Source organism: Haloferula helveola (genome assembly GCF_037076345.1).
GTDB classification, from domain to species: Bacteria; Verrucomicrobiota; Verrucomicrobiia; order Verrucomicrobiales; family Akkermansiaceae; genus Haloferula; species Haloferula helveola.
Map to the genome: position 1 here is coordinate 5,447,645 of NZ_AP024702.1, position 26,557 is coordinate 5,474,201.

At 62.9% G+C, this 26,557-nt stretch carries 21 protein-coding genes; 13 read left to right on the forward strand and 8 right to left on the reverse strand.

The genetic code is table 11. The features are described from left to right. Positions 1 to 63: 63 nt before the first annotated feature. On the forward strand, positions 64 to 1,224 hold the full coding sequence (locus HAHE_RS20840; protein ID WP_338687223.1) for a class I SAM-dependent rRNA methyltransferase: 1,161 nt from the start codon (positions 64 to 66) through the stop codon (positions 1,222 to 1,224). Next, positions 1,221 to 1,487, forward strand: coding sequence for a PF20097 family protein (locus HAHE_RS20845; RefSeq protein ID WP_338687225.1), 267 nt, complete (start codon positions 1,221 to 1,223; stop codon positions 1,485 to 1,487). The genes HAHE_RS20840 and HAHE_RS20845 overlap by 4 nt, the downstream gene beginning before the upstream one ends. Before the next feature lie 34 nt (positions 1,488 to 1,521). Here the strand turns inward: HAHE_RS20845 and HAHE_RS20850 are convergent, their stop codons facing one another. After that, positions 1,522 to 1,959: a hypothetical protein gene (locus HAHE_RS20850; protein WP_338687226.1), complete on the reverse strand. Its 438-nt coding sequence runs from the start codon at positions 1,957 to 1,959 to the stop codon at positions 1,522 to 1,524. A gap of 95 nt (positions 1,960 to 2,054) precedes the next feature. On the opposite strand from HAHE_RS20850, the gene HAHE_RS20855 reads away from it, so the two are divergent. Continuing rightward, a complete protein-coding gene (locus HAHE_RS20855) occupies positions 2,055 to 3,026 on the forward strand; it encodes an SAM-dependent methyltransferase (protein WP_338687227.1) in 972 nt (323 codons plus the stop codon). A 31-nt stretch (positions 3,027 to 3,057) separates the two neighbouring features. Beyond that, complete coding sequence (locus HAHE_RS20860; protein ID WP_338687228.1) at positions 3,058 to 3,774, forward strand: L,D-transpeptidase family protein; 717 nt, start codon at positions 3,058 to 3,060, stop codon at positions 3,772 to 3,774. Between the two features lie 20 nt (positions 3,775 to 3,794). Here HAHE_RS20860 and HAHE_RS20865 read toward each other — a convergent pair whose 3' ends face one another. Then, entirely contained in the window at positions 3,795 to 5,018 is a 1,224-nt protein-coding gene (locus HAHE_RS20865) for an MFS transporter (RefSeq protein ID WP_338687230.1), read from the reverse strand. A gap of 115 nt (positions 5,019 to 5,133) precedes the next feature. Between HAHE_RS20865 and HAHE_RS20870 the strand changes: the two genes are divergently transcribed. Continuing rightward, the gene (locus HAHE_RS20870) at positions 5,134 to 11,457 is read left to right on the forward strand and encodes a hypothetical protein (protein WP_338687231.1); all 6,324 of its coding nucleotides are present in this window, start codon (positions 5,134 to 5,136) and stop codon (positions 11,455 to 11,457) included. A 72-nt stretch (positions 11,458 to 11,529) separates the two neighbouring features. Here HAHE_RS20870 and HAHE_RS20875 read toward each other — a convergent pair whose 3' ends face one another. Together HAHE_RS20875 and proB are read right to left on the reverse strand one after the other, a co-directional pair. Then, positions 11,530 to 12,789: a glutamate-5-semialdehyde dehydrogenase gene (locus tag HAHE_RS20875; RefSeq protein ID WP_338687232.1), complete on the reverse strand. Its 1,260-nt coding sequence runs from the start codon at positions 12,787 to 12,789 to the stop codon at positions 11,530 to 11,532. Then, on the reverse strand, positions 12,786 to 13,550 hold the full coding sequence (gene proB, locus HAHE_RS20880) for a glutamate 5-kinase (protein WP_338687233.1): 765 nt from the start codon (positions 13,548 to 13,550) through the stop codon (positions 12,786 to 12,788). Before proB ends, HAHE_RS20875 begins: the two co-directional genes overlap by 4 nt. A 178-nt stretch (positions 13,551 to 13,728) precedes the next feature. Between proB and hisI the strand changes: the two genes are divergently transcribed. The 5 genes from hisI (at position 13,729) to HAHE_RS20905 (ending at position 17,763) form a co-directional block, all read left to right on the forward strand. Further along, positions 13,729 to 14,172 carry a phosphoribosyl-AMP cyclohydrolase gene (gene hisI, locus HAHE_RS20885; RefSeq protein ID WP_338687234.1) on the forward strand — a complete coding sequence of 148 codons (444 nt, stop codon included), beginning with the start codon at positions 13,729 to 13,731 and terminating at the stop codon, positions 14,170 to 14,172. A gap of 116 nt (positions 14,173 to 14,288) precedes the next feature. Next, positions 14,289 to 14,636, forward strand: coding sequence for a 50S ribosomal protein L19 (gene rplS, locus HAHE_RS20890; protein ID WP_338687235.1), 348 nt, complete (start codon positions 14,289 to 14,291; stop codon positions 14,634 to 14,636). 172 nt (positions 14,637 to 14,808) lie between these two features. Beyond that, entirely contained in the window at positions 14,809 to 15,729 is a 921-nt protein-coding gene (locus HAHE_RS20895) for a hypothetical protein (protein ID WP_338687237.1), read from the forward strand. Between the two features lie 118 nt (positions 15,730 to 15,847). Continuing rightward, on the forward strand, positions 15,848 to 16,597 hold the full coding sequence (locus HAHE_RS20900) for a YdjY domain-containing protein (RefSeq protein WP_338687238.1): 750 nt from the start codon (positions 15,848 to 15,850) through the stop codon (positions 16,595 to 16,597). Beyond that, positions 16,594 to 17,763, forward strand: coding sequence for a prenyltransferase/squalene oxidase repeat-containing protein (locus tag HAHE_RS20905; protein ID WP_338687239.1), 1,170 nt, complete (start codon positions 16,594 to 16,596; stop codon positions 17,761 to 17,763). Before HAHE_RS20900 ends, HAHE_RS20905 begins: the two co-directional genes overlap by 4 nt. 16 nt (positions 17,764 to 17,779) lie before the next feature. On the opposite strand, the gene HAHE_RS20910 is transcribed toward HAHE_RS20905, so the two are convergent. Then, positions 17,780 to 18,511, reverse strand: a complete 732-nt coding sequence (locus HAHE_RS20910) for an endonuclease/exonuclease/phosphatase family protein (protein WP_338687240.1) — start codon at positions 18,509 to 18,511, stop codon at positions 17,780 to 17,782. A 71-nt stretch (positions 18,512 to 18,582) separates the two neighbouring features. Between HAHE_RS20910 and HAHE_RS20915 the strand changes: the two genes are divergently transcribed. From HAHE_RS20915 to HAHE_RS20925, 3 genes are all read left to right on the forward strand, one after another. After that, positions 18,583 to 19,182, forward strand: coding sequence for a CDP-alcohol phosphatidyltransferase family protein (locus HAHE_RS20915; protein WP_338687241.1), 600 nt, complete (start codon positions 18,583 to 18,585; stop codon positions 19,180 to 19,182). Positions 19,183 to 19,240: 58 nt separating this feature from the next. Continuing rightward, the gene (gene der, locus HAHE_RS20920) at positions 19,241 to 20,620 is read left to right on the forward strand and encodes a ribosome biogenesis GTPase Der (RefSeq protein WP_338687243.1); all 1,380 of its coding nucleotides are present in this window, start codon (positions 19,241 to 19,243) and stop codon (positions 20,618 to 20,620) included. A 171-nt stretch (positions 20,621 to 20,791) separates the two neighbouring features. After that, positions 20,792 to 21,766 carry an ABC transporter ATP-binding protein gene (locus HAHE_RS20925; RefSeq protein WP_338687244.1) on the forward strand — a complete coding sequence of 325 codons (975 nt, stop codon included), beginning with the start codon at positions 20,792 to 20,794 and terminating at the stop codon, positions 21,764 to 21,766. Between the two features lie 75 nt (positions 21,767 to 21,841). On the opposite strand, the gene dnaN is transcribed toward HAHE_RS20925, so the two are convergent. The 3 genes from dnaN to HAHE_RS20940 form a co-directional block, all read right to left on the reverse strand. Continuing rightward, positions 21,842 to 22,939: a DNA polymerase III subunit beta gene (gene dnaN / locus HAHE_RS20930; protein WP_338687245.1), complete on the reverse strand. Its 1,098-nt coding sequence runs from the start codon at positions 22,937 to 22,939 to the stop codon at positions 21,842 to 21,844. 142 nt (positions 22,940 to 23,081) lie between these two features. Then, positions 23,082 to 24,509 carry a chromosomal replication initiator protein DnaA gene (gene dnaA, locus HAHE_RS20935; protein WP_338687247.1) on the reverse strand — a complete coding sequence of 476 codons (1,428 nt, stop codon included), beginning with the start codon at positions 24,507 to 24,509 and terminating at the stop codon, positions 23,082 to 23,084. A 453-nt stretch (positions 24,510 to 24,962) separates the two neighbouring features. Continuing rightward, entirely contained in the window at positions 24,963 to 26,549 is a 1,587-nt protein-coding gene (locus HAHE_RS20940) for a sodium:solute symporter family transporter (RefSeq protein ID WP_338687248.1), read from the reverse strand. Positions 26,550 to 26,557: the final 8 nt, after the last annotated feature.

Below are 26,557 nucleotides of genomic sequence, written 5' to 3' on the forward strand. Positions count from 1 at the left end.
TGGCTGAACGCCGCCGAATCTTCGTGCTGGCTTCCGGCTCGCCCGCCCTGTTTCTTCCCGCGCATGCCCGGACTCGTCATCGCTCCCCGCGCCCGCATCTTCCACGGCCACGAATGGGTCTACGGCACCGAGGTGAAGAAGACCTTCGGCGATCCGCAGCCGGGCGATGTCGTCACGCTCAAGGATTTCCGCGACCGGCAGCTCGGCAGCGCGATCTACAACCCGAACTCGCAGATCATCGCCCGACGCTTTTCACGCCGACGCCAGGATCTCGATGCGGACTTCTTCGTGCGCCGGATCCGTCAGGCGCTCGAGCTGCGACAGTCGCGCGGGATCGACGACACCCTGTGCCGCGTCGTGTGGAGCGAGTCGGACGGCATTCCCGGATTGATCGTCGACCGCTACGGCCCGCATCTGGTCGTGCAGGTGCTGACCCTCGCCATGCACCAGCGCCTCGACCTGATCCGGAGCGCGCTGAATGAAGTTCTTTCGCCGGAGTGCATCATCCTTCGCAACGACGCGCCGGTGCTGAAGCCGGAGGGGCTCGAAACCGAAATCCGGATTCTCGATGGCGAACTTTCCGGACCGACGGTGGCGGTGGCGAACGGGCTGGAGTATGAGATCGACCTGCTCGACGGCCAGAAGACCGGCCTTTATCTCGACCAGCTCGCGAGCCACACCGAGGTCGCCCGGTTGGCCAAAGGCAAGCGGGTGCTCGACTGCTTCACCAATCAGGGCGGCTTCGCCCTTGCCTGTGCCAAGGCTGGCGCGGCGAAGGTCACCGCGGTCGACATCTCCTCGACCGCCTGCGAGTCGGCCCGCCGGAATGCCGAGCGCAACGGGTTGGACATCGAGGTCCTCGAACACAACGTCTTCGACTTCCTCAAACACGCGAGTCCGGAATACGACCTGATCATCCTCGATCCTCCGAGCTTCACCCGGAACAAGAAGACCCTGAAGGACGCCATGCGCGGGTACAAGGAGATCCACCTGCGTTCCCTCAAGCTCCTCGACAAGCGTGGCATCCTGTCGACCTTCTGCTGCTCCCACCACGCCGGGCGCGAGCTGTTCCTGTCGAACCTCGTCGAGGCGTCGGTCGACGCGAAGAAGACGATCCGCATGGTCGCCGAACATTCCCAGCGCGACGACCACCCGATCCTTCCGGCACTGCCCGAGACCCACTACCTCAAGGGTTTCACGGTCGAGGTGATTCCCAGCCGATGAGCGATGATCCCTACACCAGTCCGGCAAGCGATCCGCTGCCGGACACCATGGACGACTGTCCCGGATGCGGTGCCCGCCTGATCCGCGGCAACGTCGACGGCACTCTCCGCTGGTTGCCCGACGACGCGAGCTCGATGCAGAAGTTCATCGGCGGCAAGCGGGTCGCCGGACCACCACCCCTCAGCATTTCGATCGGCGCCCGGAAGCAGGAGGCCAAACACTGCCCCAGCTGCGGAGTGACGATCATCTTCCCGGACCGCTGATCGGCGGGCGAAGCGGTCCGCTCACGCTTCTGCCTCAGATCACCTCAGGCGTCTCGTCCCCGGGCGGCGCTTCCTGTTCCCCGTCGCCTTCCTCCGCCGGGGGCGGCTCGGGCAACTCGGGCACCTTGAAGTACTTCTTGTCCTCTGCGGGGAAGTGCGGATCGGCCATCAACTCGCCAGCCGGCACGCCGGTCACGTCGATCCATTTGCCGTTGTAGGGGCTGATCACGAACCCCGGCTTGTCCGGCACCCGCTCGGCTACCGGAATGACCGGCTTCCCTTCGTCGGTGCTCTCAACCGGAGGTTTGGGCGGCGGGTCCTCCTTCGGTTCGACGTTGAGAATCTTCTCCACCTCCTCGAGCGGCGTGACCTTGGTGGTGGTGGCGGGGTCAGTGACCGGGCGCGGTTTCTCGCAGGCTGCGAAAGCCGCAACCGCTATGAGAATCAACCAACGACACATTTCCTCACTCATCGTCCAACAGATTAGCGCCGGGTCAAGTTCGCGTTGTTCTTTTGATCACGACACGGTTGAAATTCCCGTCATCGGACCGCAGGTCCTCCTTCACGATGTTCCCTTGGTCCGCCCCCCCCGAACCGCTGCGCTTCGACCGGTTCATGGCGGCCGCGCTGCACGATCCTTCGCAGGGATACTACGCCCGACGTATCCGCGATGTGGGCGCCCGGGGTGACTTCTCCACCACCGCCACCCTGTCGCCGGCCCTTGGAACCGCCATCGCCGACTGGGCGGTCGGCGCTATGGCCGCCACCGACTGCCGCGATCTGATCGAACTCGGCCCGGGGTCCGGGGAACTGGCCTCGACCGTTCTCCGGAACCTGCCGTGGCACCGCCGCTTGCGGATTCGGCTTCATCTGGTCGAATCCTCGGCCCCGCTCCGCAAACTCCAGCAAGAGCGACTCGGCAGCCGGGTCCGGTTTCACGAGACGGCTGCCGAGGCTCTGGCGGCATGCGATGGCAAGGCCTGCCTCTACTCGAACGAGTTCGCCGACGCTTTCCCGGTCCGGCGCTTCCGCAGGGAGAAAGAAGGATGGCACGAGTGCCACCTCCTCCCCGGCGAGGAACTGTGGAGGGCGACCGAGCGCCTTCCGGACTCCACTCTGTTCGAACGCAGTTTCCCGGTAGGCCAGATCATTGAGGTCGCCGAGGCCTACCACGATTGGCTCGACGAGTCGCTCGCCCGGTGGAAGGCCGGCCGAATGCTGACCATCGACTACGGATCTCAAGTCGCGGACCTCTACCGTCGGCAACCCGGAGGCAGCGTCCGGGCCTACTTCCACCACCAGCATCTGACCGGTGCCGAAGCCTTCGCCCGCCCCGGACATCAGGACCTCACAGCCGATGTGAACTTCAGCGATCTCGCCCGCTGGTCGTCACCCTATGCCCGCCAACTCAGACTGATCACGCAGCGAGAATTCCTCCTCCCCCATATCCGTCCGAACGAGGCCGCGGACCGTCACTCCGTCGACGAACACGGAGCCGGCCACGCATTTCTCGTCAGCGAACTCGAAGCCCTCACTTGACCGGGCACCACTTCGCTTGCACCTCTCCACCATGAAGATTCTCGCCCTCTTCCTGCTTACTGCGATCGCGGCACTCGGCAACCTGACCTCCGGCTCATCCCAATGCGTGGTCGGGATCAGCGAGGGTTGGAACTCGTCCCACGTCACGCTGACCGCCTACGAAAAGAAAGGAGGCAAGTGGGTGAAGGCCCTCGGACCGTGGCCGGGACGCCTTGGCAAATCCGGACTGGTCTGGGGCGCGGGCATCCACCCGCTGCCGCAAGGCGCAACCACCAAGAAGGAGGGCGACTGGAAAGCGCCCGGGGGCGTCTTCCACATCGGCGGGGCATGGGGCTACGATGCGCAGATCAAGAAGCACCCGAAGCTCTTCTATCGCAAGATCACCACCCGGGACCTGTGGGTCGAGGACTCGTCATCTTCGAGCTATAACCGGCACCTGATTCTCGACCACGAGCCCGCGACCGCATGGGAGAAGAAGCAGCAGATGCGGCAGAACGACCCGGCCCACTCGCTCAAGCTTTTCATCGCGCACAATGCCGCTCCCAAGATCCAGCCGGGTGCCGGAAGCGCGATCTTCTTCCACATCTGGCGCGGCGGCGGCTCGAAACCGACCGCCGGTTGCACCACCGTTTCCGAAGAACGCCTTCGCTCGCTCATCGCATGGATCGACCCGGACAAGAAGCCGCTCTACGTCCTGCTCCCGAAGGCGGAATACGGCAAGTATCGTAGCGACTGGGGGTTGCCGTAATCCTCACGAGGTCCGGCGGATCACTCGTTCTGCCGTTTCCCAGCGGGCACGCCAACGTAGGCGAAGGCGAAACCGATGGTAATCGCCACGATCATCGCGCCGAGTAGTCCCCAGTAGACTTCCCATCCGCCCCGGCCCGCCGGGACGGTGTAATCATAAAGGGACCTCACCACCACCGTGCCGACCAGACTCCCGACCCCGTTCGAGAAAAGCGACAGCAGGCCCTGAGCCTGGGTCCTCATCGCCGGCGGAACACGTCGGTCGAGGAACAGCTGCGCGGTGATGAAATAAAAGGTGTAGCACATGCCGTGCAGCGCGACTCCGGTCACCAACCCGGCGCGTCCGCCGCTCGCCCCGGACCACGCGAAAAGCCCGTAGCGCACTGCCGAAAGACCAAGCGCCACCAGCAGCAGCGTCTTGACCCGGAACCGACTGATCAGCGCCGCCATCAGCAGCATCGCGAGAATCTCGCTGAACTGCCCCAATGCCATCGTCGCCGTGGCGTGCGGATCACCCGCATCCTCGAGATGGCGCGGCGTCCACATATAGAATGCGACCAGCGGGATCGAAAGCAGGGCCGTGGTCGCGAAGAACACGCAATGGTCGCGTTCGCGGAGGAGCTTGAACGCATCGAATCCCATCAGCGTGCGCAAGGATCGCGAGCGACCGAGCGGCGGAGTCTTCGGCAGAAAGAAGGCGACGAATCCACCAGCCATCCTGACTCCCGCACCGGCATACCCCGCAACCGGGGAGGCGTCGGCATTCAGAACCAAACTCGTCGCGTAGCCCGCGATCATCCAGCCGATCGTTCCGCCCAAACGCACCAGCGGAAATTCCCGCTCGCCGGACTTGAGGTGCACCATCGAGATGCTCGCAAGCGTGCTCCACATGGGCGCGGCAACGATCGAACTCGCAAAAAGCAGCGCGATAAACCACCAGGGTGAGAGCCCGACATCGAGCACGGCGAACGCACCCGCAAGCAGGATCGCGCTGCCGAGTCCGATCCATCCCATCAGCCGTTCGGCGGAGAAGCGGTTGTCCGCGAGCGCACCGACACACACCGGCGAAAGCAACGAAGCCACCGGGCCCGCCAGCCACGCCCACTGGACCTGATGGCTGTCCAGACCCTTCGCCATCAGGATGTTCGTCAGGGCCGGCACATAGAAGCCGGGCGACATTCCCAGCAGGAAGAACATCAGCCACAGCCAACCCATCACCGGCGCCGGGCTGCGCTCGCTCGACACGCCGCGACGCTAGCGGCGGCTCTCCGGCCGGCAAGACCCATTCGTTGCCAGCGTTGGCTTGCCCTGCCCTCGGCGGATTCCTACCCTCGACAGCGTTTTTCCATCCCCCGGAATCATGACCCCCCGCATCACCCTTCTTCTCGGATTTTTCGTCACGCCCGCGTTCGGACAGGCCTATTCCTGGGCCGGCCCCGTTTCCGGCACCTGGGGCAGCCCCGTGTTCTGGAGCCCGTCGACCGGCTTTCCTAACGGCGCCGGAACCACCGCCACGCTGTCGAACACCGCGGGACCCTACGACGTGATTCTCGACGGCAGCTATTCGGTCGACCAATTCACCCACAACGGGTCCGGGAATTTCACCGCGACCTCGAGGACCTTCACCGTCAACGGCAACAGCACGCTCGCCGGTGACAGCATGATTTTCAGCAACTCGAACTATGTCAGCAACGGGACGGTCGCCCACAATGCCGGCCCGATCGACATGCTCGACTCCGATTTCATCGGTTCAGGCACCTTCTTCCAGTCGAACGGAACCATCAACTTCGAGAGCGGATCGATCACGCTGAACGGCTCCCAGACCGGGGGAACGCTCCTCTTCACCGCGGGTTGCGGATTGAGCGGAGGGTTCAACAACATCGGCGGAGTCATCGACATCGTCGGCCGCGGCGACACCGGACTTTCGGCATCGCTCAACATCGGCGGCTCGACTCTCGAAAACAGCGGCATGATCAAGCTACGAACCGATTTCGGCGTGAGCGATCCCGCCAACGTCACTCTGACGGGGACCGGAACCCTGGTGAACTACTCCGCCGGATCCGTCACCGTGGAAGCCGGCAGCGGAGGCAGCCGCAATATGGATCTCTCGATCGACAACCAGGGCGCGATCGGCTCCAACACCTCGCTTTCCTTCGCGCGAAGTGGAGCCTCTCACTCGAATACCGGCTCGATCGTTCTTTCGAACGGCGACCTGTCGATGTCGCTCTTCTTCGACACCAACAATGACGGCCTGATGTCATCGACACTCGGCGCGGTCGCCCTCACCGGCAACTCGGGCGGAGGCTCGATTCTCACCAACACCGCGACCGGCAGCATCACCGCCGGCACGACCCTGTCGATCGGCGGGCTGCAGGACATCGACAACGACGGCTCCCTCCAGTCGGGCGGCAACATGTCGGTCTCGGGAGCAGGCAGCGGAGCGGTGACCTTCGACCACACCGGCTCCCTCACGGTCGGCCCCGGCGGCGGCTTCTCGATGTCGACCACCAACGACGGCTCCCAGCTGATCATCCAGCCCGGCTCGGTCTTCAGCCCCGGCGACTTTCTCGACCTCTACCGGACCCAACTCATCCTCAACCAGCCGCTGTCAGTCGGGGCGTCCGATCTCGACATCCACCAGGCAACGGTCGGGGGCGCGTCCACCCTCTCCATCGGCGCGGGTTCGGCTACGACTTTCCGTGGCGCGACACTCTCGTCTCCGATCCTCAACTCGGCAAACGCGACCACGATCTCCGGCGGCACCTCCGGGCTGCAATACAGCAACTTCTACGGCTCCTTCACCAACCAGGTCGGCGGCACCCTCACCATCGATTCCGCTCCGAACGGATTTGCCGCCGGCCGCATTCACGTCAACGACTTCACCAACGAGGGACAGTTCACCCTGACCGGGAACACCACGGCCTACTTCCAGGTGCTCAACCAGACCACCTCGACCGCCAAGTTCATCAACGAAGCGACCGGAACCGCGACGATCAGCGGCACGGGAACCCGCAACTTCGACGTGCCGATCGACAACCGGGGCACGTTCAACATCCTCAGGAACACCTCGACCGACGGCGTGGTCAACGCCGTGCACAGCAACTCGGGCACGGTCAACATTGCCGCCGCATGGGACGTCGGCAGCCTGCTGTCATTCGACAACTCCGGGCTCCTCGACTACACCGGCGGAGCACTCGACTTCCTCGGCAACAACGGTGCTGGTTCGTTCTTCGACAGCTCGGGAACGATCAACGTTTCCCAAGGCGGAGCCATCAGCGGATTCCACTCCCACGGGCACTCGGGCAACATCAACATCAATGGCGGCACGCTCTCTGTGAACCTGGGCCTCAATGGCGCCCCCCAGACCTTCACCAACAGTGGCGACATCGAGGTCGCACCGGGAGCCACACTGTCGTTCTATGGGCCATGGGGATCGGATGACGGTCTCGTCTCTCTCTCCCCGGCCTCGACCATCGATGGCGGAGGCACGGTGCTCTTCAGCCAGATCGGGATCACGATCGATGGCACGTGGGATCCCGGCACCTCTCCGGTCGAATTTCACAATTCCACCCTCAGCGGACCGGGCAACTTCGTCGGCAGTTCCGGATCCACACTCCGCCTGCGGGGAAGCAACCTCAACACGGCGACCAGCAACACCTCAGCCGTCTCAGTGGAGTCCGGTGGCTCTCCGAACTTCTACACCGGCTTCTACGGAGCCTTCACCAACCTTGCCGGAGGTTCGGTCACGATCGATTCGGCGCCGGCGGGCTTCGCCGCCGGGCGCATCCACGTCAACGATTTCACCAATTTCGGAAGCTTCACGCTCACTGGTGACACCACCGCGCGTTTCGAGCACCTGAACAACGCTTCGACCGCGAAATTCATCAACGAAACCACCGGAACCGCCACCATCACCGGCACCGGCACGCGGGATTTCGACGTTCCGATCGACAACCGCGGCCAACTCAACATCCAGACCGCCACCAACACCAATGACGTCACCGACGCCGTTCACGTCAACACCGGCACGATCGACATCGCGGACTACTGGAGCGTGTCCAACATCCTGTCCTTCGACAACCAAGGCGACCTCGTCTCGACCGGCGGCGAGGTCCATTTCACCGGGAACAACAATGCCGCCTCGCTGTTCACCAACACCGGCAGCCTGACGACGACAACCACCTCGTCGATCCGCAGTTTCGAGAACGTCGTCAATGGCGGCGACATCAACGTCAACTCCGGCACGACTTCCATTCTCATCGGCCTCAACCTCAACGACCAGTTCTTCACCCACAGCGGCAACATCGAGGTCGCGCCCGGCGCCTCGATCATCCTCGACGGCCCCAACGGCAAGGATGACGCCTTCGCGACCTTCGAGCCCGGCTTCACCCTCGACGGCGGTGGCGACATCCACCACCAGCGGCTGACCACCACCCTCAACGACGACTGGAATCCCGGCGCCTCGCCCGTCAACCTCTACCAATCCACCCTCACCGGCACCGGATCACTGCTGCTCCAGAACGACAGCACCTTCCGCTTCCGCAACTCGCTGGTCCAGGTCCCGGTGTCCAACCACGCCTCGGCCACCGTCGAAGCGGCCGGCGGTGGCAGCGCCGGCTTTAACTACTTCTATGGCGCCTTCACCAACGAGAGCAACGGCGTGCTTTCGCTCGATTCGTCGATCAACGGATTCATCGGAACCTATCTCAACAACGAGGACCTCACCAACCACGGACAGGTGGATTTCACTGGCAATACCACCAACCGCATCCAGTTGGCCAACAGTTCGACCTCCACCGCCACCTTCGTCAACGAATCGACCGGCACGGTCACGATCGACGGCGCCGGCACCCGCGACTTCGACGTGCCGATCGACAACCGCGGCCAGTTCAACATCCAGACCGCAACCACCACCGACGGCATCACCGATGCCTCCCACGTCAATACGGGCACCATCAACGCCGGGTCCAACTGGACCGTATCGAGCTTCCTTTCCTTCGACAACCAAGCCGACCTCGTCTCGACCGGAGGCGACCTCTACTTCGGCGGAAACAATTCCCCTGCCTCGATCTTCAGCAATACCGGGACGCTCACAACCACCGCATCCTCGACGATCACCGGATGCGAGAACGTCAGCAACGGCGGCGACATCAACGTCAACGCCGATACACTCCGGATCAACATCGGCCTCAACCTCAACGACCAGTTCCTCACCCACAGCGGCAACATCGAGGTCGCGCCCGGCGCCTCGATCATCATCGACGGCCCCAACGGCAAGGATGACGCCTTCGCCACCTTCGAACCCGGCTTCACACTCGATGGCGGTGGCGACATCCATCACCAGCGGCTAACCACCACCCTCAACGACGACTGGAATCCGGGCGCTTCCACCGTCAGCCTCTACCAATCCACCCTCACCGGCACCGGATCGTTGCTGCTCCAGAACGGCAGCAGCTTCCGCTTCCGCAACTCGCTGGTCCAGGTCCCGGTGTCCAACCACGCCTCGGCCACCGTCGAGGCGGTCGGCACCGGCAGCGGCGGCTACAACTACTTCTACGGCGCCTTCACCAACGAGAGCGACGGCGTCCTTTCGCTCGATTCGTCGATCAGCGGATTCATCGGAACCTACCTCAACAACGAGGACCTTACCAATTACGGACAGGTCGATTTCACCGGCAACACGACCAACCGCATCCAGTTGGCCAACAGTTCGACCTCCACCGCCACCTTCATCAACGAATCGACCGGCACGGTAACCATTGATGGCAACGGGACCCGTGATTTCGACGTGCCGATCGACAACCGCGGACTGTTCGAAGTCCTCAGCACGACTTTCACCGACGGCGTCATCGATGCGACCCACGTGAACAGCGGGACCATCGCCGCGGCGGCCAACTGGACATTTTCCAGCATTCTGTCATTCGACAACTCCGGTATCCTCAGCTCCACCGGCGGCGAGCTGAACTTCACGGGCAATTCGTCGGCGACGTCGTTTTTCAGCAATTCCGGACAGATGACCACCGCCGCGAACTCCACCCTGTCCGGGTTCGAGAACGTGAACCTCGTGGGCGGCCTCAACATCACCGCCGGCAGCACACGGGTGAATGTCGGCGCCAACCTGAATCCGCAAACGCTCACTGTAAGCGGCAACGTCGACGTCGGCCCTGGAGCCGAATTCTACATCTATGGACCTGGCGGCACCGATGACGGCGCAGTGAGTTTCGAGCCGGGTTTCAGCGTGGACGGGACCGGTGGATTCGTCCTGAACGCCGCCACCCTGACGCTCAACTCCGACTGGATGTCGGGAGACCTGGACCTGAACCTCTATCGCGGAGTCATGAACGGCCCGGGCATCCTGACAACACAGGCAGCCGCTCCCTCGCGCTTCCGGTCGATGAATACGAACATCTCGCTGGTGAATCGAGGCGACCTCACCGTGGAGGGCTCCAATTCGAGTTCGTTCGCCAACAACTACTTCTTCGGCGCGACCACCAATCAAGCCGGTGCATCGTTCACCCTCGACACCACGACCGGTGGATTCGCCGATCTGAATCTCCATGTGAACGACTTCACCAATCACGGCACCTTCCGCATCGACGGCACGAATTCCGGCAGGGTCGAGCACTACGCCAGCAGTTCGACCGCAAAGTTCATCAACTCGGCGACCGGCACCGTGGAGTTCGCAGGCACCGGCAACCGGACCTTTGAACCGACGCTGGAGAACTCCGGCAGCGTGGTGGTTTCCAATTCAACCCAGTTCGGAGACACCTTCCCGCTCAGTTCCTCGGCGAACCACGGCGGCTTCCGCGTCGAATCCGGTGCCACGGCAACAATCTACGGAGACTTCGTCAACGAGACCGATGGCGTGATCGGAGGCAACGGAACGTTCAACATGTCGACCGCCTCGACCTTCACGAACAACGGCACCATCGCGCCGGGCGCGTCGATCGGCACACTCTCGATCACGGGCTCCCCCGCTCCGACGCCGACGAGCCGGTTCGAGATCGAACTCGATACCACCGGCAACGACCTGCTTCAGGTCACCGGCAGCCTATCCCTCGGTGGAACCCTCAAGCCGATCCTCCTCAACGGCTTCGTGCCGTCGCCAGGCGACACCTTCGTGATCATGGCATGCACCGGCACCTTGAGCGGCAACTTCGACACGATCGAGCAACCGCTCGGCTTCGGGGAGTTCGTCGTCGATGTCGATGCGACCAACAAACAGGTCGTTCTGAGCTTCGAACTGACCGGCCCGCTCTCCTATGCCGACTTCCAGTCGATCTACTTCACGCCGGCGCAGATTGCCAACGGTGACGCGGATCGCGGCAACGACTTCGACGGCGACGGACTCACCAACGAAATGGAGTGGATCCACGGCCTCGATCCGACCGATCCGACCATCCCGACCGCGCCGTTCCGAATCCAGAAGAGTGGCGGCACGGTCGAACTGATCTTCCTGGAGTCCAATCTGCTTCCTCCGTCCGTCCAACTCGACGTAACCACGACCATCGACCTGGCCTCCCCGCCGGCGATCATCCCCGCACCTGACGCACCGCGAATCTCGGAAACCCCGCTCCCCGGCTATCCGGACATCGACGAGGTCACTCTGGAACTCACCGACCCCGCGTGGACCGGTAGCAACGTCCGGTTTTTCCAACTCGAGTTCACGGACACCTCGCCGTAGCGCCTCCCGGCCCGGCAGCCCGCCACTGGGGTTTGTAGTTCCTCCTTCAGGAGGTCTTTTCTCAAGTCAGAGTCACCCCTTGGTCTGCCCATCGCCGCGAACGCGATACTGATAACTCGTCAGTTCTCGCAGCCCCATCGGACCCCGGGCGTGGAGCTTCTCGGTCGAAATTCCGATTTCCGCTCCGAAGCCGAACTCCTCACCGTCCGCAAACCGGGTCGAGACGTTGTGGAACACGCAGGCCGAATCAACCGCCGACAGGAAAGCCGCTGCAGCCGCGTCGTCCGCAGTCACAATGCAATCCGAGTGATGGGAACCGAAGGTATTGATGTGTGCCACGGCCTCCTCAAGCGAGCACACCACCTTGATCGACAAAATCAGGTCAAGATACTCGGTCTCCCAATCTTCATCGGTCGCCGCCGAACAGTCGATGATGGACCGCGTGCGATCACAGCCACGCAGTTCAACACCCTTCGCCTTCAACGCCTCGGCGACCATCGGCAGGAACTCACCCGCCACCGATTCGTGGACCAGCAGCGTCTCCATCGCGTTGCAAACGCCCGGCTTCTGGGTCTTGGCATCGACACAGATCCTCACCGCCATCTCGAGATCCGCCCGCGGGTCGACGAAGGTGTGGCAGATTCCGTCGTAGTGCTTGATGACCGGCATCCGCGCCTGCGACACCACCGTCTCGATCAGACCGCGTCCGCCGCGGGGAATGATGACATCGAGCCACTTGTCCATCTGGCATAGGGCAGTGACGCTTGAGCGATCGGTAAAGGGAATCAGTTGGATCGCATCGTCGGGCAGGCCAGCCACCGCACCTGACTCCTGCAGCGCGGCCGCGATCGCGCGGTTGGAATGAATCGCTTCGGACCCACCGCGGAGGATGGTCGCATTACCGGCCTTGAAACAGAGCACCGCGGCGTCGCTGGTGACGTTCGGGCGGCTCTCGAAGATGATTCCGATGGTCCCGATCGGCACACGCACCTGCTCAAGACGGATTCCGTTCGGCCGCGACCATGACTCCATCACCTCGCCGACCGGATCGGGAAGCGCGGCGACCTGCTCGATGCCGCCGGCGATCGAGTCGACCCGCTTCTCATCGAGCCGGAGCCGGTCGAGCATCGCCTTGTTCAAACCCTTCTGCTCGCCTGCTTCGATATCCTTCGCGTTTGCCTCGAGGATCTCCGGAGTCGCTGCGCGCAACCCGGCCGCCATCGCCAGCAGGATCGCATTCTTCTTCTCGGTCGGGATCTGGGAAAGCTTCAGCGCCGCGGCACGCGCCTTGCGGGCCATCGCTTCGATCGATGCTTGTACGTCGTCACTCATGACTTGGCTTGAAATCGGGTCGAGAGACCGCTCTCACCGGCAAGGATGCCGGTCAAGCGCTCGGGTTTCCGGCCGTGGGCGATGTGGGTCTCGATGCCACTCTCCACCGCAAGCCGCACGGCCTGCAGCTTCGACGCCATGCCGCCGATGGAGAAGCGTCCTCGCTCGTCCTTCACACAGCCCATCACCTCGTCGAGATCCGCGACCTCGGAGATCATCTCCTTCATGTCCGGCGAAAGCAGCCCGTCGACACTGGTGAGAAGAATCAAGCGCTCGGCTTGAACCAGATTGGCCACTCGCGCCGAGAGCATGTCGTTGTCGCCGACCCGCAATTCCTCCACCGCGACCGAGTCGTTCTCATTCAGGATCGGCAGGATTCGTGGCTCGGAAAGCAGACGGGAAAGCGTGTTGCCCACATAGCTGGCCCGGTCGGGAGTCCGCAGGTCATCGCCTGACAGAAGCACCTGAGCGACCGAGATCTCGAAATTGCGGAACAGGTTCTCATAGGTGTGCATCAGGCGGGCCTGACCGACCGCGGCGCAGGCTTGCCGGGTGGCGAGGTCCGAGGGGTAGCCGTCGAGCCCGAACGCCGACACTCCGGCACCCACCGCACCTGAGCTGACCAGCAGGCAGCGGTGCCCGTTCTCGATCAATCCGGCGATCGCGGTCACCAACCTGACCAAGGCGGCTCCATCGAGGGTTCCGTCTTCGACCCGGGTCAGCACCCCGGTGCCAGCCTTGATTACCGTCAATCCGTTCATCGCGACGCAGCGCGTATGCCCCGTTAGGCACCGAAAGACCACCGAAAATCCCGGCAGCCCCAAAGGCCCGCGCGACCCCGGTCGCGCGCCGGAGCCCGTGGCTATCCCTTCCCGAATCCACCTCCCATCCCCCCAAACCCGCTTGCGACCCCGCCCGAGCCGGTTTACACGGCCCGCCATGAGTTCCACATCGTTCGAACCCCGGGGCGACAAGCAGGCGGTCGAGGAGGGCCTCCGTTTCAGCCCGAAATTCGATACCGACGGCCTGATTCCGGCAGTCGCGCTCGACGCCACGACCAAGGAACCGCTGATGCTCGCCTACATGAACGCCGAGTCGCTGCGCCTGACACTGGAGAAAGGCGAAGCGGTCTACTGGTCGCGCAGCCGTCGGGAGATTTGGCACAAGGGCGCAACTTCGGGGCATGTCCAACGGGTTCGGGAGATCCGCACCGACTGCGATCAGGACGCGATCGTGCTCTACGTCGAGCAGATCGGTGCGGGAGCCTGCCACACCGGCCGCAGCGGCTGTTTCTACCGGCGGATCGACGGTCCCGACGGCTCGATGAGCCTCACCGAGGACGGTCGGCGCTTCGACCCCGGCGCGGTCTACGGAAAGTCTTGAGAAAAGTGCCGAAATCGTTGAATTTCGCGATTGCAAACGGTGAGGACTTCCCCTAGTTCTCCCGCCCCTCGCGAGGCCGAGGGAGCTTTTTACCCATTTTACGTTAGGAGGACGCCATGGACATCATCGCCAAGATCGAGCAGGAGCAAATGAAGCAAGACGTCGCCGACTTCAACGTCGGTGATACGGTGAAGGTCCACACCCGCGTGGTGGAAGGCGGCAAGGAGCGTATCCAGATTTTCGCCGGCATCGTCCTCGCCAAGCGCGGCTCGGGCGTGAATGCCTCGTTCACCGTGCGCAAGATTTCCTACGGTGAAGGTGTCGAGCGTGTCTTCCCGGTGCACACCCCGCGCATCGCCAAGATCGAGGTCACCAACCGTGGCAAGGTCCGCCGCGCCAAGCTGCACTACCTGCGCAGCCGCATCGGCAAGAAGGCGACTCTCGTGAAGAGCGCCGACGCCTGATCGACCCAAGCTTTCGAAAGCGCCCCCGGCCAGTGCCGCGGGCGCTTTTTCTTTTCCAAAGCTAGGCTGGACCGCCCCGTTCCGGAGCCGAGGCGCCCTCCCTCCTCCACACTACGGGCGTCACCCACCTTTCCTCTTGGAACGCCGCCGCGGGGCATCCACTCTCCGCGCGATGCGCCGAGTTCCACTGATCGTGGTCATTCTGTCCATCCCACTGGTGATCGGGCTCACCTGGTGGGGCGGGACGCGCGACTACGATTTCCTCGCGGAGCCCAGTGCTACCCAGATCGAGATCGCCAAGGCACGGGCCACCCAGGAACTTGCCCGTCCTGCCGATCTCTTCGGAGTGGAATCTCCGGCCGCCGAGCCCGGCATGGCCCACAAGCCGCCGAAGCCCCCACCCGCCCCGAAGCCCAAAGCGCCCCCGATCGAAGTCGGCGACCTCGACCAAGTGCCCCCCCTCAATGCATGGCGTGATCGCAAGGATGTCCCCGCCGGTTCGTTCATCGAGCTGGCATCACGACTCGAGGCCGAAGCAAAACTCGCATGGGCCCGCGTCGCGTGGGAGCGGGTGCTGGACACCAGCCTGCCCAACGATGAGGAACTCGATGCCGCGCTGAATGGCGTGCGCCGGATCCGGGCCACCATTCCGCACGACGAGACCGCGGCCGAGGATGCCCCGCTGCTGACCTTGCGGATCGAAACCCCGAAAGACCGCAGTGAGCTGACAAAGCAAGCTGCCAAGCTGGCCGTCGAAACTCTCAAGCAGGCTTCGGATCACCTGGTTCGGTTTGAGCCCGAGGTCGTCGCCACAACCGGCGGCGATACCCCCCAACTTGTCGTGAGCATCGTGGCGAAGGGATCGGATGACCCTCCCCCGTCGGTCACGCGGCAGGCCCCCTCGAGCGTCGACGGACTCCAGTCAGGCATCCTCGTCGCCGCTTTCAAGCTGGTCGCATCGTCCTTGGCGGTCTCGGATGAACTCCGGCCCATCAGCTCTCCGTCGCAGGGAGAACCCCCGATGGAGGCACTTTCCACCCGGATCACGAGATTGGCATGGCGGGAGTTCGGCGATCGTGCGACCGCCGAGTAACGCCCCACGGATCGGCCCCTCAGCGCATCCTGAATGTGGGCCTTATCAAAATGTCGGCGATTCCTGCCTAAGACACGACTGGACGGAACCGTTCTTCCGGCGTTCCCTAGTGCACGAAGTGAGATTGCTCTGGCTGACCCTTCCCCTACTCGCCCTCGTCGCCTCCGGTGCCGAGCCGGTGGAGCGTGCCCCGGTAGAACCGAAGAGCCTTCCGGCGCCCGATCAGAAGGTCGAGCCTGCCAAGCCGGCCATCGAGCGGCTGGAAGACGGCCGGATGAAAGTGGGCGAGGTAACCTTCGACCCGAAGACCCGTGAAATCCGTTTCCCTGCCGAAGTCAACATGACCGAGGGGCTGCTCGAGTTCTTTGTCGTTCACCGCAATGGCAAGGTCCACGAGTCACTGCTGCTCTCCGACATTTCGGCGACCAACCTCAACATCGCCTTCAAACTCCTCAAGTACAAGGCATCTCGCGAGCTTTACGTAAAAGTCGAGGAAGACGGCAGCCTTTCGAACGAGTTCGAGGAGGCCACCCCGGAGGAGAAGAAGGAGTCCCGTCTGAAGCTGCTGGTCGAGTGGAAGGACGGCGAGGAAACCAAGAGCGTATCCGCCAACGACCTGATCGCCCACGCCGCTACCGAGAAGGCGATGCCGAAATCCCCTTGGGTCTACGGCGGATCCTTTGTTTACGACGGCAAGTTTGTGGCCGAGACTTCAGGAGACCTGATGGCCATTTTCCTGAGCAATTCCGCCCTGATCAATTTCTCCGGTGAGGACAACGAGCTCGACGACGTATGGCTCCCTCACCCGACCCGTGTTCCCGCTCAGGGAACGAAGGTCACCGTCCTGATCCAACCCTACGAACCATGAAGAAGTTCCAAACCACCGCGACCCTGATCCTGACCGCCGTCACGCTGGGCGGTGCCTCCGCTCAGGACGCCCCGCCAAATCCGTATCTGTCGCTGCAGAACGAGATGAAGCAGTCGATCGCCCGCGGCAATGCGTGGCTCGCCGAGCAGCAGAACGAGAAGGGCTACTGGGGTGACCCGGGCCTTCCGGCCGTCACGGCTCTCGCCCTGACCGCAGCGGTGCGCGATCCCTCGCTCGACCTCTCCAAACCGTTCCCGGAGCACATTGAGAAGGGCTTCCAATGGCTGCTCTCCCAGCAGAAGGAGGACGGCGGCATCTACAATCGTGGTCTCGCGGTCTACAACACCGCCACCGCAGTCACCGCTCTCACCGCCGCCGCGCGCGACGTCTACGAACCGGCGATCGTGAAGGGCCGGAATTACCTGATCTCGCAGCAGTGGGACATCGACAAGCCGAAGGAAACCGACAACCCGAACGACGGCGGGATCGGCTACGGTTCGAGCAATGACCACTCCGACCTCTCGAACACCTACCTCGCGATTGAGGCCCTCCGCCTTTCGCGCCAGGTGATCGAGGACGGCAAGCACGGCGAGCAGCCCGAACTCGACTGGGATGCCGCAATCACCTTCCTTTCCCGCTGCCAGAACCTGACCGAGACCAACGACCAGGAATGGGCGTCGGACGACCCGAAGAACAAGGGTGGCTTCATCTACAATCCGGAGAGCTCCAAAGCGGGCGAGGACGACCTCGGCAACGGCCAGATCGCGCTCCGCTCCTACGGTTCGATCTCCTACGCCGGCCTGCTCTCGCTAATCTACGCCAAGCTCGAACCGACCGACCCCCGCGTCGTTGCCGTGAAAGAGTGGCTGGGCAAGAACTACACCATCGATGAGAACCCGGGCATGGGAGCCCAAGGCCTCTATTACTACTACCAGGCAATGTCGAAGGCACTTTCCGCCGCGGGCATTGACCGGTTGCCGCTGGAGAACGGCAAGACCGCCGACTGGCGCAAGGACCTCGGCGGCAAGTTGCTCAGCCTCCAACGCGAGAACGGCTCATGGGTCAACGACAACGCGCGCTGGATGGAGTCCGACGCGATGCTTGTCTCGGCCTACACGCTCATGGCGCTCGAGCAGGTCTACTTCTCGATCCCCGGCAAGCCCTGACCCCGTTCGACGCGCTTCATCTGATCTGAAGGGCGAACGGCCGGTGATCGGACGACACCCTGTCTTCGATCACCCTGACCTTTCCGACCACGCGCAGTCCCTTGACCAGCGCGTGGTCGATTTCCTTTACGGGCGCTGTCGAAGAATAGGTAAAGCCCGGGGCCTCCTTCTGCGCCGTCTTCCAGTCTTCGTTAAAGACCGCCAATGGTTGGGAACCCGGGATATCGTTGAAGTCGCCACAGAGAATCACTTTCGGGGATTCCTCCAGAGCGCTGGCCAGAAACTTTGCTTGGGCGATTCGCCGACCGTCGTCCTGATGGTCGAGATGAACGCTGACGATGCTCAGCTTCCGGTCGCCGTCGCGAACCGTCACCTCAAGCGCGATCCGCGGCTCGCCTTCACCCGGCAGCCGATGCACCCGATGCGACACCACCGGTAGCCGGCTGAGAACCGCGAGCCCATACTCGCCTCCTCCGAAATCCATCGCCTTGCCGAAAACCGGAGTCAGCCCGGTCAACCTGCCCAGCTCGACGGCCTGATCGACCTTGCCGCTGCGGCCACAGAGCTTGTCGACCTCCTGCAAGGCCACCAGGTCGGCCTTCTCCTCGGTGATTCTTTGGGCAATCCGCTCGAGGTCCGTCTTCCGGTCCATGCCCTGCCCGTGATGGATGTTCCAGCACATCACCCGCAGGGGTTCCGCGAGCACCATCGGCGAAGCGAAAAGCAACAAAAGCAGCGCCAACCTCATGCCGGAATCCTACGCTTGCCCTGCATCCGACTTCTCGCTTTTCCCGGAATCATCTGCTAGAAAGAACCGCCATGACCCTTGCCAGCAAGATCACGATCAGCCGAATCCTGCTGGTTCCGGTGTTCGCCACGCTGGCGATTTACTACGGCATCAGCGTCGAGGAGGGGCATCCGGAGGAGTGGCTCCGGTGGTCCGCCCTCGCCGTGTTCATCATCGCCTCGGCCAGCGACGGCCTCGACGGATGGATCGCCCGGCGCTTCAACCAGCGCTCCCACTTCGGCGCCGTCATCGACCCGATTGCCGACAAGGCCCTTCTGCTGACGGGCATCATCACGCTCAGCGCCGTCGACTGGGGCGCCGACGGGTGGAGCATTCCGCTGTGGTTCGCGGCGCTGGTGATCGTCCGCGACATCATCATCCTCGGCGGACTGGCGATTATCCACTTCGTGAACCATGAGATGCACCACGCGCCGCACTGGACCGGCAAGGTTTGCACCTTCGCCCAGATGTTCACACTCGGCTGGGTGATGCTCAAGGTCGTCCCGTTCTCGCCGATGTATCCCTGCATCTTCGCGGCGGTTTTCACGGTCTGGTCAGGCTACATCTACCTGCGCGCCGGCATCCGCCAGTTGCAGGAGTCGCCGAAGAGCCATCCGGGCTCCCACCCGTGATCCCAAATACCGCAATTATCCAATTCCCAATTGCGCTCCGCTCCCTGAGCCTCCCCGCATGCCCACGGTCGCCATCGTCGGTCGCCCCAACGTCGGGAAGTCCGCCCTCTTCAACCGCCTCGCCAAGCGGAGGATCGCGATTGTCCACGATCAGCCGGGGGTGACCCGTGACCGGCTATCCGCCCCCTGCCTCGCCACCGAGCACCGGTGCACGATCATCGACACCGGCGGGATCGGTGCCACGCTGGATGACGGGTTTGCCGCCCAGGTCACGCTGGAGGCCGACATCGCGATCCAGACGGCCGACCTCATCCTGTTCGTGGTCGATGCCCAGGAAGGCCTGACCCCGATCGACCAGGCACTCGCTCAGAAGCTCCGCAAGGCTGGCATCCCGGTCGTTCTGGTCGTCAACAAGGTCGACGACAAGAAGCACGAGAACGCCTTTGCCGACATGAGCGGACTCGGACTCGGAGACGGCTTCGCGGTTTCCGCAGAGCACGGAAAAGGCATGGGCAAGCTCGCCGGCGAAATCGACCGCCAGATCGAACCGCTGGCCGGCGAGATCGAGGAAGCCGTCGAGGAGGCCGTGGAAAGCGGGATCCGGCTCGCCATCATCGGCAAGCCGAACGCCGGCAAGTCCTCGCTCGTGAACGCGATCCTCAAGGATGACCGGACGATCGTTTCCGACATCGCCGGCACCACGCGCGACGCAATCGACCTGCCCTACGAGTTTGGCGGCGAACGCTTCACGCTGATCGACACGGCCGGACTTCGCCAGCGGTCCCGGCGAGATTCTTCGGTCGAGGTGTTCTCCGCGATGCGGACCGAGAAGGCGATCCGACGCTGCGACCTGTGCGTGCTGGTCATCGACCTTGCCTCGGGTGTCAGCGCCCAGGATCGCAAGATCGCACAGGTCGTCCTCAAGGAAAAGAAGCCGTGCATGATCGTCCTCAACAAGTTCGATCTCTTCCACCCGGGCGCCCCGCTCAAGGAGCGCAAGAAGGAAGCGGAGTCGCAGGTCCGCCGCGAACTGTTCTTCCTCAGCTACGCGCCGTTCGTTTGCGTGTCCGCTAAGGAAGGCACTGCGATCCCCCAGATCTTCAAGCAGATCCTCGCGATCCGCGACTCGGCCCAGAAGGTGCCGAGCACCGGTACACTAAACCGCTTCCTGCACCAGGCCTTCGAAACCAACCCTCCGCCCACCGTTGGCAAAGGCACGCGCAGGCTGAAGCTCTATTACGCCACCAGCGCGGTCAATGAGCGCTACCGAACCGTGCCTGTTCCGACCTTCGTACTGTTCGTCAACGACAAGACCCTGATGAGCTCCAGCTACGAGCAGTATCTGTCGAACCGGCTCCGCGAGTCGAATCCGGCACCGGGCGTTCCCGTCGTGTTCTCCGTCCGCTCCCGGCGCCGCGAGGAGCGGAACTACCGCTGAAGCTCCGCAATCACGACGGAGTTCTCCGGACCGCGCGAACCCACTCGCGCAAGGGCGGCTACGGAAGACGTGCGACTGGGCTGGCGCGGTCCGAACCCTCCGCCCACCCACATTTTCGGAACAAATTCCCTGCCCACCCGGCAGTATCCGTGCTTTGAAAGGTCCAGCACGATGGCCCTTCTCGACGTTCAGAACCTCACCACCCGCTTCCACACCCGCAACGGCGTCGTTCATGCGGTCGAAGACGTCTCCTTCAAGGTCAAGGCAGGCGAAACGCTCGGAATCGTCGGGGAGTCGGGATCCGGGAAATCGGTGACCTGCTACTCGTTGCTCGGCCTGATTCCACAGCCTCCAGGCCGGATTCACTCGGGTAAGGCGATCTTTGACGGCGTCGACCTCCTGCAGGCCAGGGAGCGCGAACTGCGTGGCATCCGCGGCAAACGGATCTCGATGATCTTCCAGGATCCGATGACTTCGTTGAATCCGTTCATGCGGATCCGCGACCAACTTACCGAACCGCTCGAGATCCACGAGAATCTTCGCGGCAAGGCGGCCGTAAGCCGCGCCATCGACGCGCTGGCCGAGGTCGGCATCCCGGAACCCGAGAAACGCATCGAGGCCTACCCCCACGAGTTCTCCGGCGGCATGCGGCAGCGCGTGATGATCGCGATGGCACTCATCACCCGACCCGAGCTGCTCATCTGTGATGAGCCGACCACGGCACTCGACGTGACAGTGCAAAAGCAGGTCCTCGACCTGATCCGCGAGCGTCAGAACGAACTGGGCACCGCGGTCATCTTCATCACGCACGACCTCGAGGTCGTCTCGCAAGTCTGCGACTTCGTCAACGTGATGTATGCCGGCCGAATCGTCGAAAGCGCCTCACGCGAGGAACTCTTCCGGAAGCCGCTCCACGCCTACACCCGATCGCTGCTCCAGAGCATCCCGGCCCGCCACCAGAAAGGTGAGGAACTCTACACCATTCCGGGACTTCCGCCGAACATGTCGAATCCGCCCGCGGGCTGCGCGTTCGCCCCGAGAAACCGGATCGGCAATGCGGAGCTCTGCGTCACCGACCACCCGCCGGAACTGACCGAGATCACGCCCGGGCACTACGCCCAGAACTGCCCCGGTTGCCTAGCCTAGGGAGCGCGGCTTTGGAAGCCGCTGCCGGGTTGCAGGTGGAAAGCTGCGGCTTACAAAGCCGCTCTCCTGAGTACCTCAGCCCGTCACGCGCATCGGCATGATCACATAAAGGAAGCTGCCGTCGATGCGAACCACGCCCGGGCTCATCTCGTCGATCAGATCGAGATAGACCGTCTCCTCATCGAGGTTCTGCAGCGGCGCCTTCAGGAACTCGGGGTTGAACGCAATCTGCAGGTCCTTTCCGTCGTACGGCACCTCAAGGGTTTCGCGGGCCTCACCGACATCCGGGCTGTTGGCGGTCACTTCGACCTTGTTGGCCGAGAACACCAGCTTGACGGAGTTCGACTTGTCCGAGGACAGCAGCGAGACACGGCGGACGGTCTCGAGCATCGCCTCGCGCGGCAACTCGACCCGCTCGCTCGAATCTCCCGGAATCACCTGACGGTAGTTCGGGTAGTTGCCCTCGATCAGCTTGCTCACCAGCAGGTGATCGCCGATGGCGAAAGAGATCTGGCTGTCGCTGAGACGCACCAGCACCTCACCGTCGTTGCCGAGGAGGCGCTGGAGTTCCTGCACAGCCTTGGTCGGCACGATCACGTCGACCTCCTGGCTGGCCGGGAAATCGAGATCGTTTTCGACCATGGCAAGACGCCGTCCGTCGGTCGCAACAAGCGTCAGCTTGCCCTCGCGGAACGAGGTGTAGATGCCGTTGAGCACATAGCGCGTCTCGTCGGTGGAAATCGCGTAGGCCGTCTTCTTCAGACCGTCACGCAGCAGCTGCTGCGGAATCCGGTATTCCTTGGCGCCCTCGAAGTCCGGAAGCGGCGGAAAGTCATCCTGTCCCAGACCGATGATCTTGAAGAAAGAAGGACCGCACTGGATCGAAGCCACATTCTTGGCATCGACGGTGATCTCGACCTCGCTCGCGGGCAGCTCGCGAATGATGTTCACCAGCCGCTTGGCGGGAAGGGTCGTCGCCCCATCCTTGGAAATCTGAGCCTCCACCGAACCGGTGATCCCGACATCGAGATCGGTCGTCGTCAGCTGCAGTCGGCCGTTCTCGGCAACAAGCAGAACATTCGACAGGATCGGAAGTGTGGTGCGGGTGCTGACGACATGCTGAACCTTCTGCAAGCCGTCGAGAAGAGCCTCTTTGGAAACGGTGAACTTCATTGCTCGGTCGGACGCCGGTCAATCGTGCGTCTGCCGAATGCTCTGCCCAGACCCGAAGGCTTGGCAAGCCTTCGTTTGGCCTTACCGGCACTTGTTCACAAGTTACGGCAATCCCTGAATTTCAAAAACTTTTGCAAGTTGTTCAGCGTCTGAGATCCGCCTCGATCTGCTGGATCCGGTCCCGGAGCTCCCGATCGACATCAATCTGCGATTTCACCTTCTTCACCGCGTGAATCACGGTCCCGTGGTCCCTTCCGCCAAAGGCCTCGCCGATCTCGATCAGCGACGATTTGGTGAGCTGGCGGCTGAGATACATCGCGATCTGGCGCGGCCCAGCGATGCTGGCCGGGCGACGGCGGCTGGTCATGTCCGCCAGCCGCATGTCGAAGTGCTCGGCCACGGTCCGCTGGATCGAGTCGATCGTGACTTGGCGTCCGTTCTCCTCGCGGAAGAGGTCCCGCAGCAGGTGCTCCACCTTTTCCAAGGTCACCCGCTCCCCGGCGAGCGACGCGAATGTTCCGACCCGCATGAGCCCGCCTTCGAGCCGCCGCACGTTGGTCCGGATGCGCTCGGCGAGCAGGCGGACGATGCCGTCATCCACGCGTACCTTCCACTCCTCCACCTTCCGCTGGAGAATCGCCAGCCGGGTCTCGAAGGCAGGCGCCTGGAGTTCGACCGTGAGTCCGCACTCGAAGCGCGACACCAGCCGCGGCTCGAGGTTTTTGATCTCCGACGCCGGCCGGTCGCTGGTGAGAACCACCTGGCAGCGACCGTCGAGAAGCGTGTTGAAGGTGTGGAAGAATTCCTCCTGCGAGCGTTCCTTGCCGCCGAGGAACTGGACATCATCGATGAGCATCACTTCGGCACTGCGATAGCGGCGGCGGAACTTCTCAAGGTCCCCTTTGCGGACCGCGTCGATGAACTCGTTGGTGAACTTCTCGCAGGTCAGGTAGACCACCTTCGACGCCTTGGTGCGTCGGAGCCACTCCTGGCCGACCGCCTGCATCAGGTGGGTCTTCCCGAGTCCGGGTCCGCCATGAATGAAGAGCGGGTTATAGCCCCGGCCCCTGCCTTGCGCGACCGCCTCACAGGCGGCGTGGGCGAACTGGCTGTTGTTGCCGACCACGAACGATTCGAACGCGAACGAGGGATTGAGACCGGCCCGCTTGAGGTTCCGATCCAGATCCTTGCCGTCCGCCGAGGGCTCCACGGCCGGGAACCAATCGTCCTGCTCGGCTGCCTCGTCCTCAGGCGGCGCCTCGGCAACAACCTCCTTCACCGGCGCGACAACCAGCTTCACCTCGGCCACGTCGGGGAACTGTTCGCGAACGGCCGCGGTCAGCTCGTTGAGGTAGTTCGTTTCGATCCACACATGGTGGATTTCGTTCGGCAGAAGAATTTCAGCGGTGCGGTCCTCGACCTTGCCCAAACGTGACGCCCGAAACCAACGCTCGAACGCATCCTTGCTGACCAATCCACTCAGTCTCTCGCAGACTCCGAGCCAATCCTCCGCCGTCTGCTCCGACCCGTTGTTGTCATCCGACCTTGCCAACGCTCCCGCCTGGTCCATCTGTTTCCGTGCTCTAAAAATAAGGGTTCTTTCCCGGCGTCTGACCATCGGACCACATGCTCCGCGGCGACCGGGGTGAAAGCTTTAAAGGAACGGGCACCCCGGATGGAAAACCTTTTGATCCCACTCTAACAATTGATGCAGTTCGGTGCCTTTCCACAAGCGTTCCACGGTTTCGGATTTTTAAAATCTTGACGCTGGATTTGCTTCATTTCTCCGAATGAAATGCGCGCCAGCCACCGGAACACCTACAAATCAACCAGTTGGTTTTCGTGTTTTTACGGGTGTTTTTACGGTGGATCCAAAACTTACAAATCCGTCACAGTCGGATAGACAGGTTTGATCATCGGAAGCTCTGCGCAGCCTTCAGCCGGGCAAGACGAACCAAACCCGACTCTTCCTCAACGTCTTGCGCCAAGACTGGGGTCACGAGCGACCATCAAAGCCGCAATTTCACGAATCGGTGTCGCGCTCAATCCGACCGATCGGCAGCATCGAGCATGCCAGCGTCAGGATGGCATTGATCGGGTAGAACCACGGGAAAGCAATTTGGGGACGGCTCTGAACCAGCGCTTCCGGAGAGATCTGCAGCGCCTCGAGCAAGCGGGGCAATTCGGGACGCACCCACGCGACCAGCGCCATCGAGAGCACGACACCGATCACGATCCCGATGAAGCTGCGCCGGCCCTGCAGGATGGCCGCCAGCAGGATGCCAAGCAGCGGTCCGTAAGTGTAAGCCACCATACCGAAGGCGAGATCGATCAGGTTCTTGTCCTCGGCATCCTTCCGGCTTGCCGCCATCCAGACCGCAAAACTGGTGAGGAAGATCGCCCAGATCACCACCGTCCAGCGGGACAGCTTCACCATCCGGGCACTCCCCTCCTCTGCTTCGACCTTCTCCCGCCCCAGCACCGCCGAGAGCGTGGTCTGGGAAAGGGCGGCCAGCACCGAGTCGAGGCTCGAGATCGCCGCCGCGAAAGCACCGGCGAGAATGAGACCGGTCAGTCCCGGCGGAAGCACGGTGACGATCCAGACCGGAAAGACGTTGTTCGGGTCCTCGGCAAACTTGGCTGCCTCATCCGGCGTCAGGCCTTTGATCTGATACCACGCGAACAGACCGGAACCGACCGCGAGCATCAGGAGTGTGGTGGCGATCGCGACACTGCTCCAAAGCATCGCCTTGCGGGCCTCGTGCTGGGATCCGCAGCAGAACATCCGCTGGGCGTTGAGCTGGTCGGTCCCGAAGGCGGCGAGATTCTGGAACGGCATGGCAATCACCCCGACCCAGAACGTGTAGTTCAGCAGCGAGTTCTCCCACGGCAGCGTGAAATCGAAGATCCGCATCTTGTCGACCGCGACGCCCTCGGGGGTCGTGAATCCGCGGTTGACCGCGACGATCTCGTCCCATCCCAGGTGGCTGACCAGCCAGCTGAGCGCCAGCACCCCGCCGAGCAAGAAGACGCCGAACTGGATGACGTCGGTCCAGATGACCGTCCGCATGCCGCCCATCAGGGTCCACGCCAGCGCGAAGACGCCGATCGCGACGATGCACCACGTCATGCTCCAGCCGGTCACCGCGTAGAGGATCACCGCCGTCACCAGCACCCGCACGCTCTGGCCGAGAATCGCCCCGAGCGAGAAAAGCAGCGTCACCAGCTTGCGAACCGGCTCGCCCAGCCGGTTTCCCATGAAATCGTAAGGGCTGTAGATTTCCCGGGCATAGTAGAGCGGGACCAGCCAGTAGCCGACGATGAAGCGGGCGATGATCGAACCGATGCCCCACTGCAGGTAGGTCCAGTCACCTTGGGCCGCATAGACGCCCCCGGGGACTCCGATAAAGGTGAGCGCGCTGATCTCGGTGGCGATCATCGAACCGGAAACCGCCCACCAAGGCATCGAGCGCCCCCCGAGGAAGAAATCCTTCACCGTCGCCGCCTTGCCGCTCATGACGTGGCCGATCCACGTGGTGAAGACCATGTAGAACGCCACCACCGCCCAGTCCCAGCCCGTGAAGTGCGTCTCGATCGCCCCAATCAGCATGGCGCACG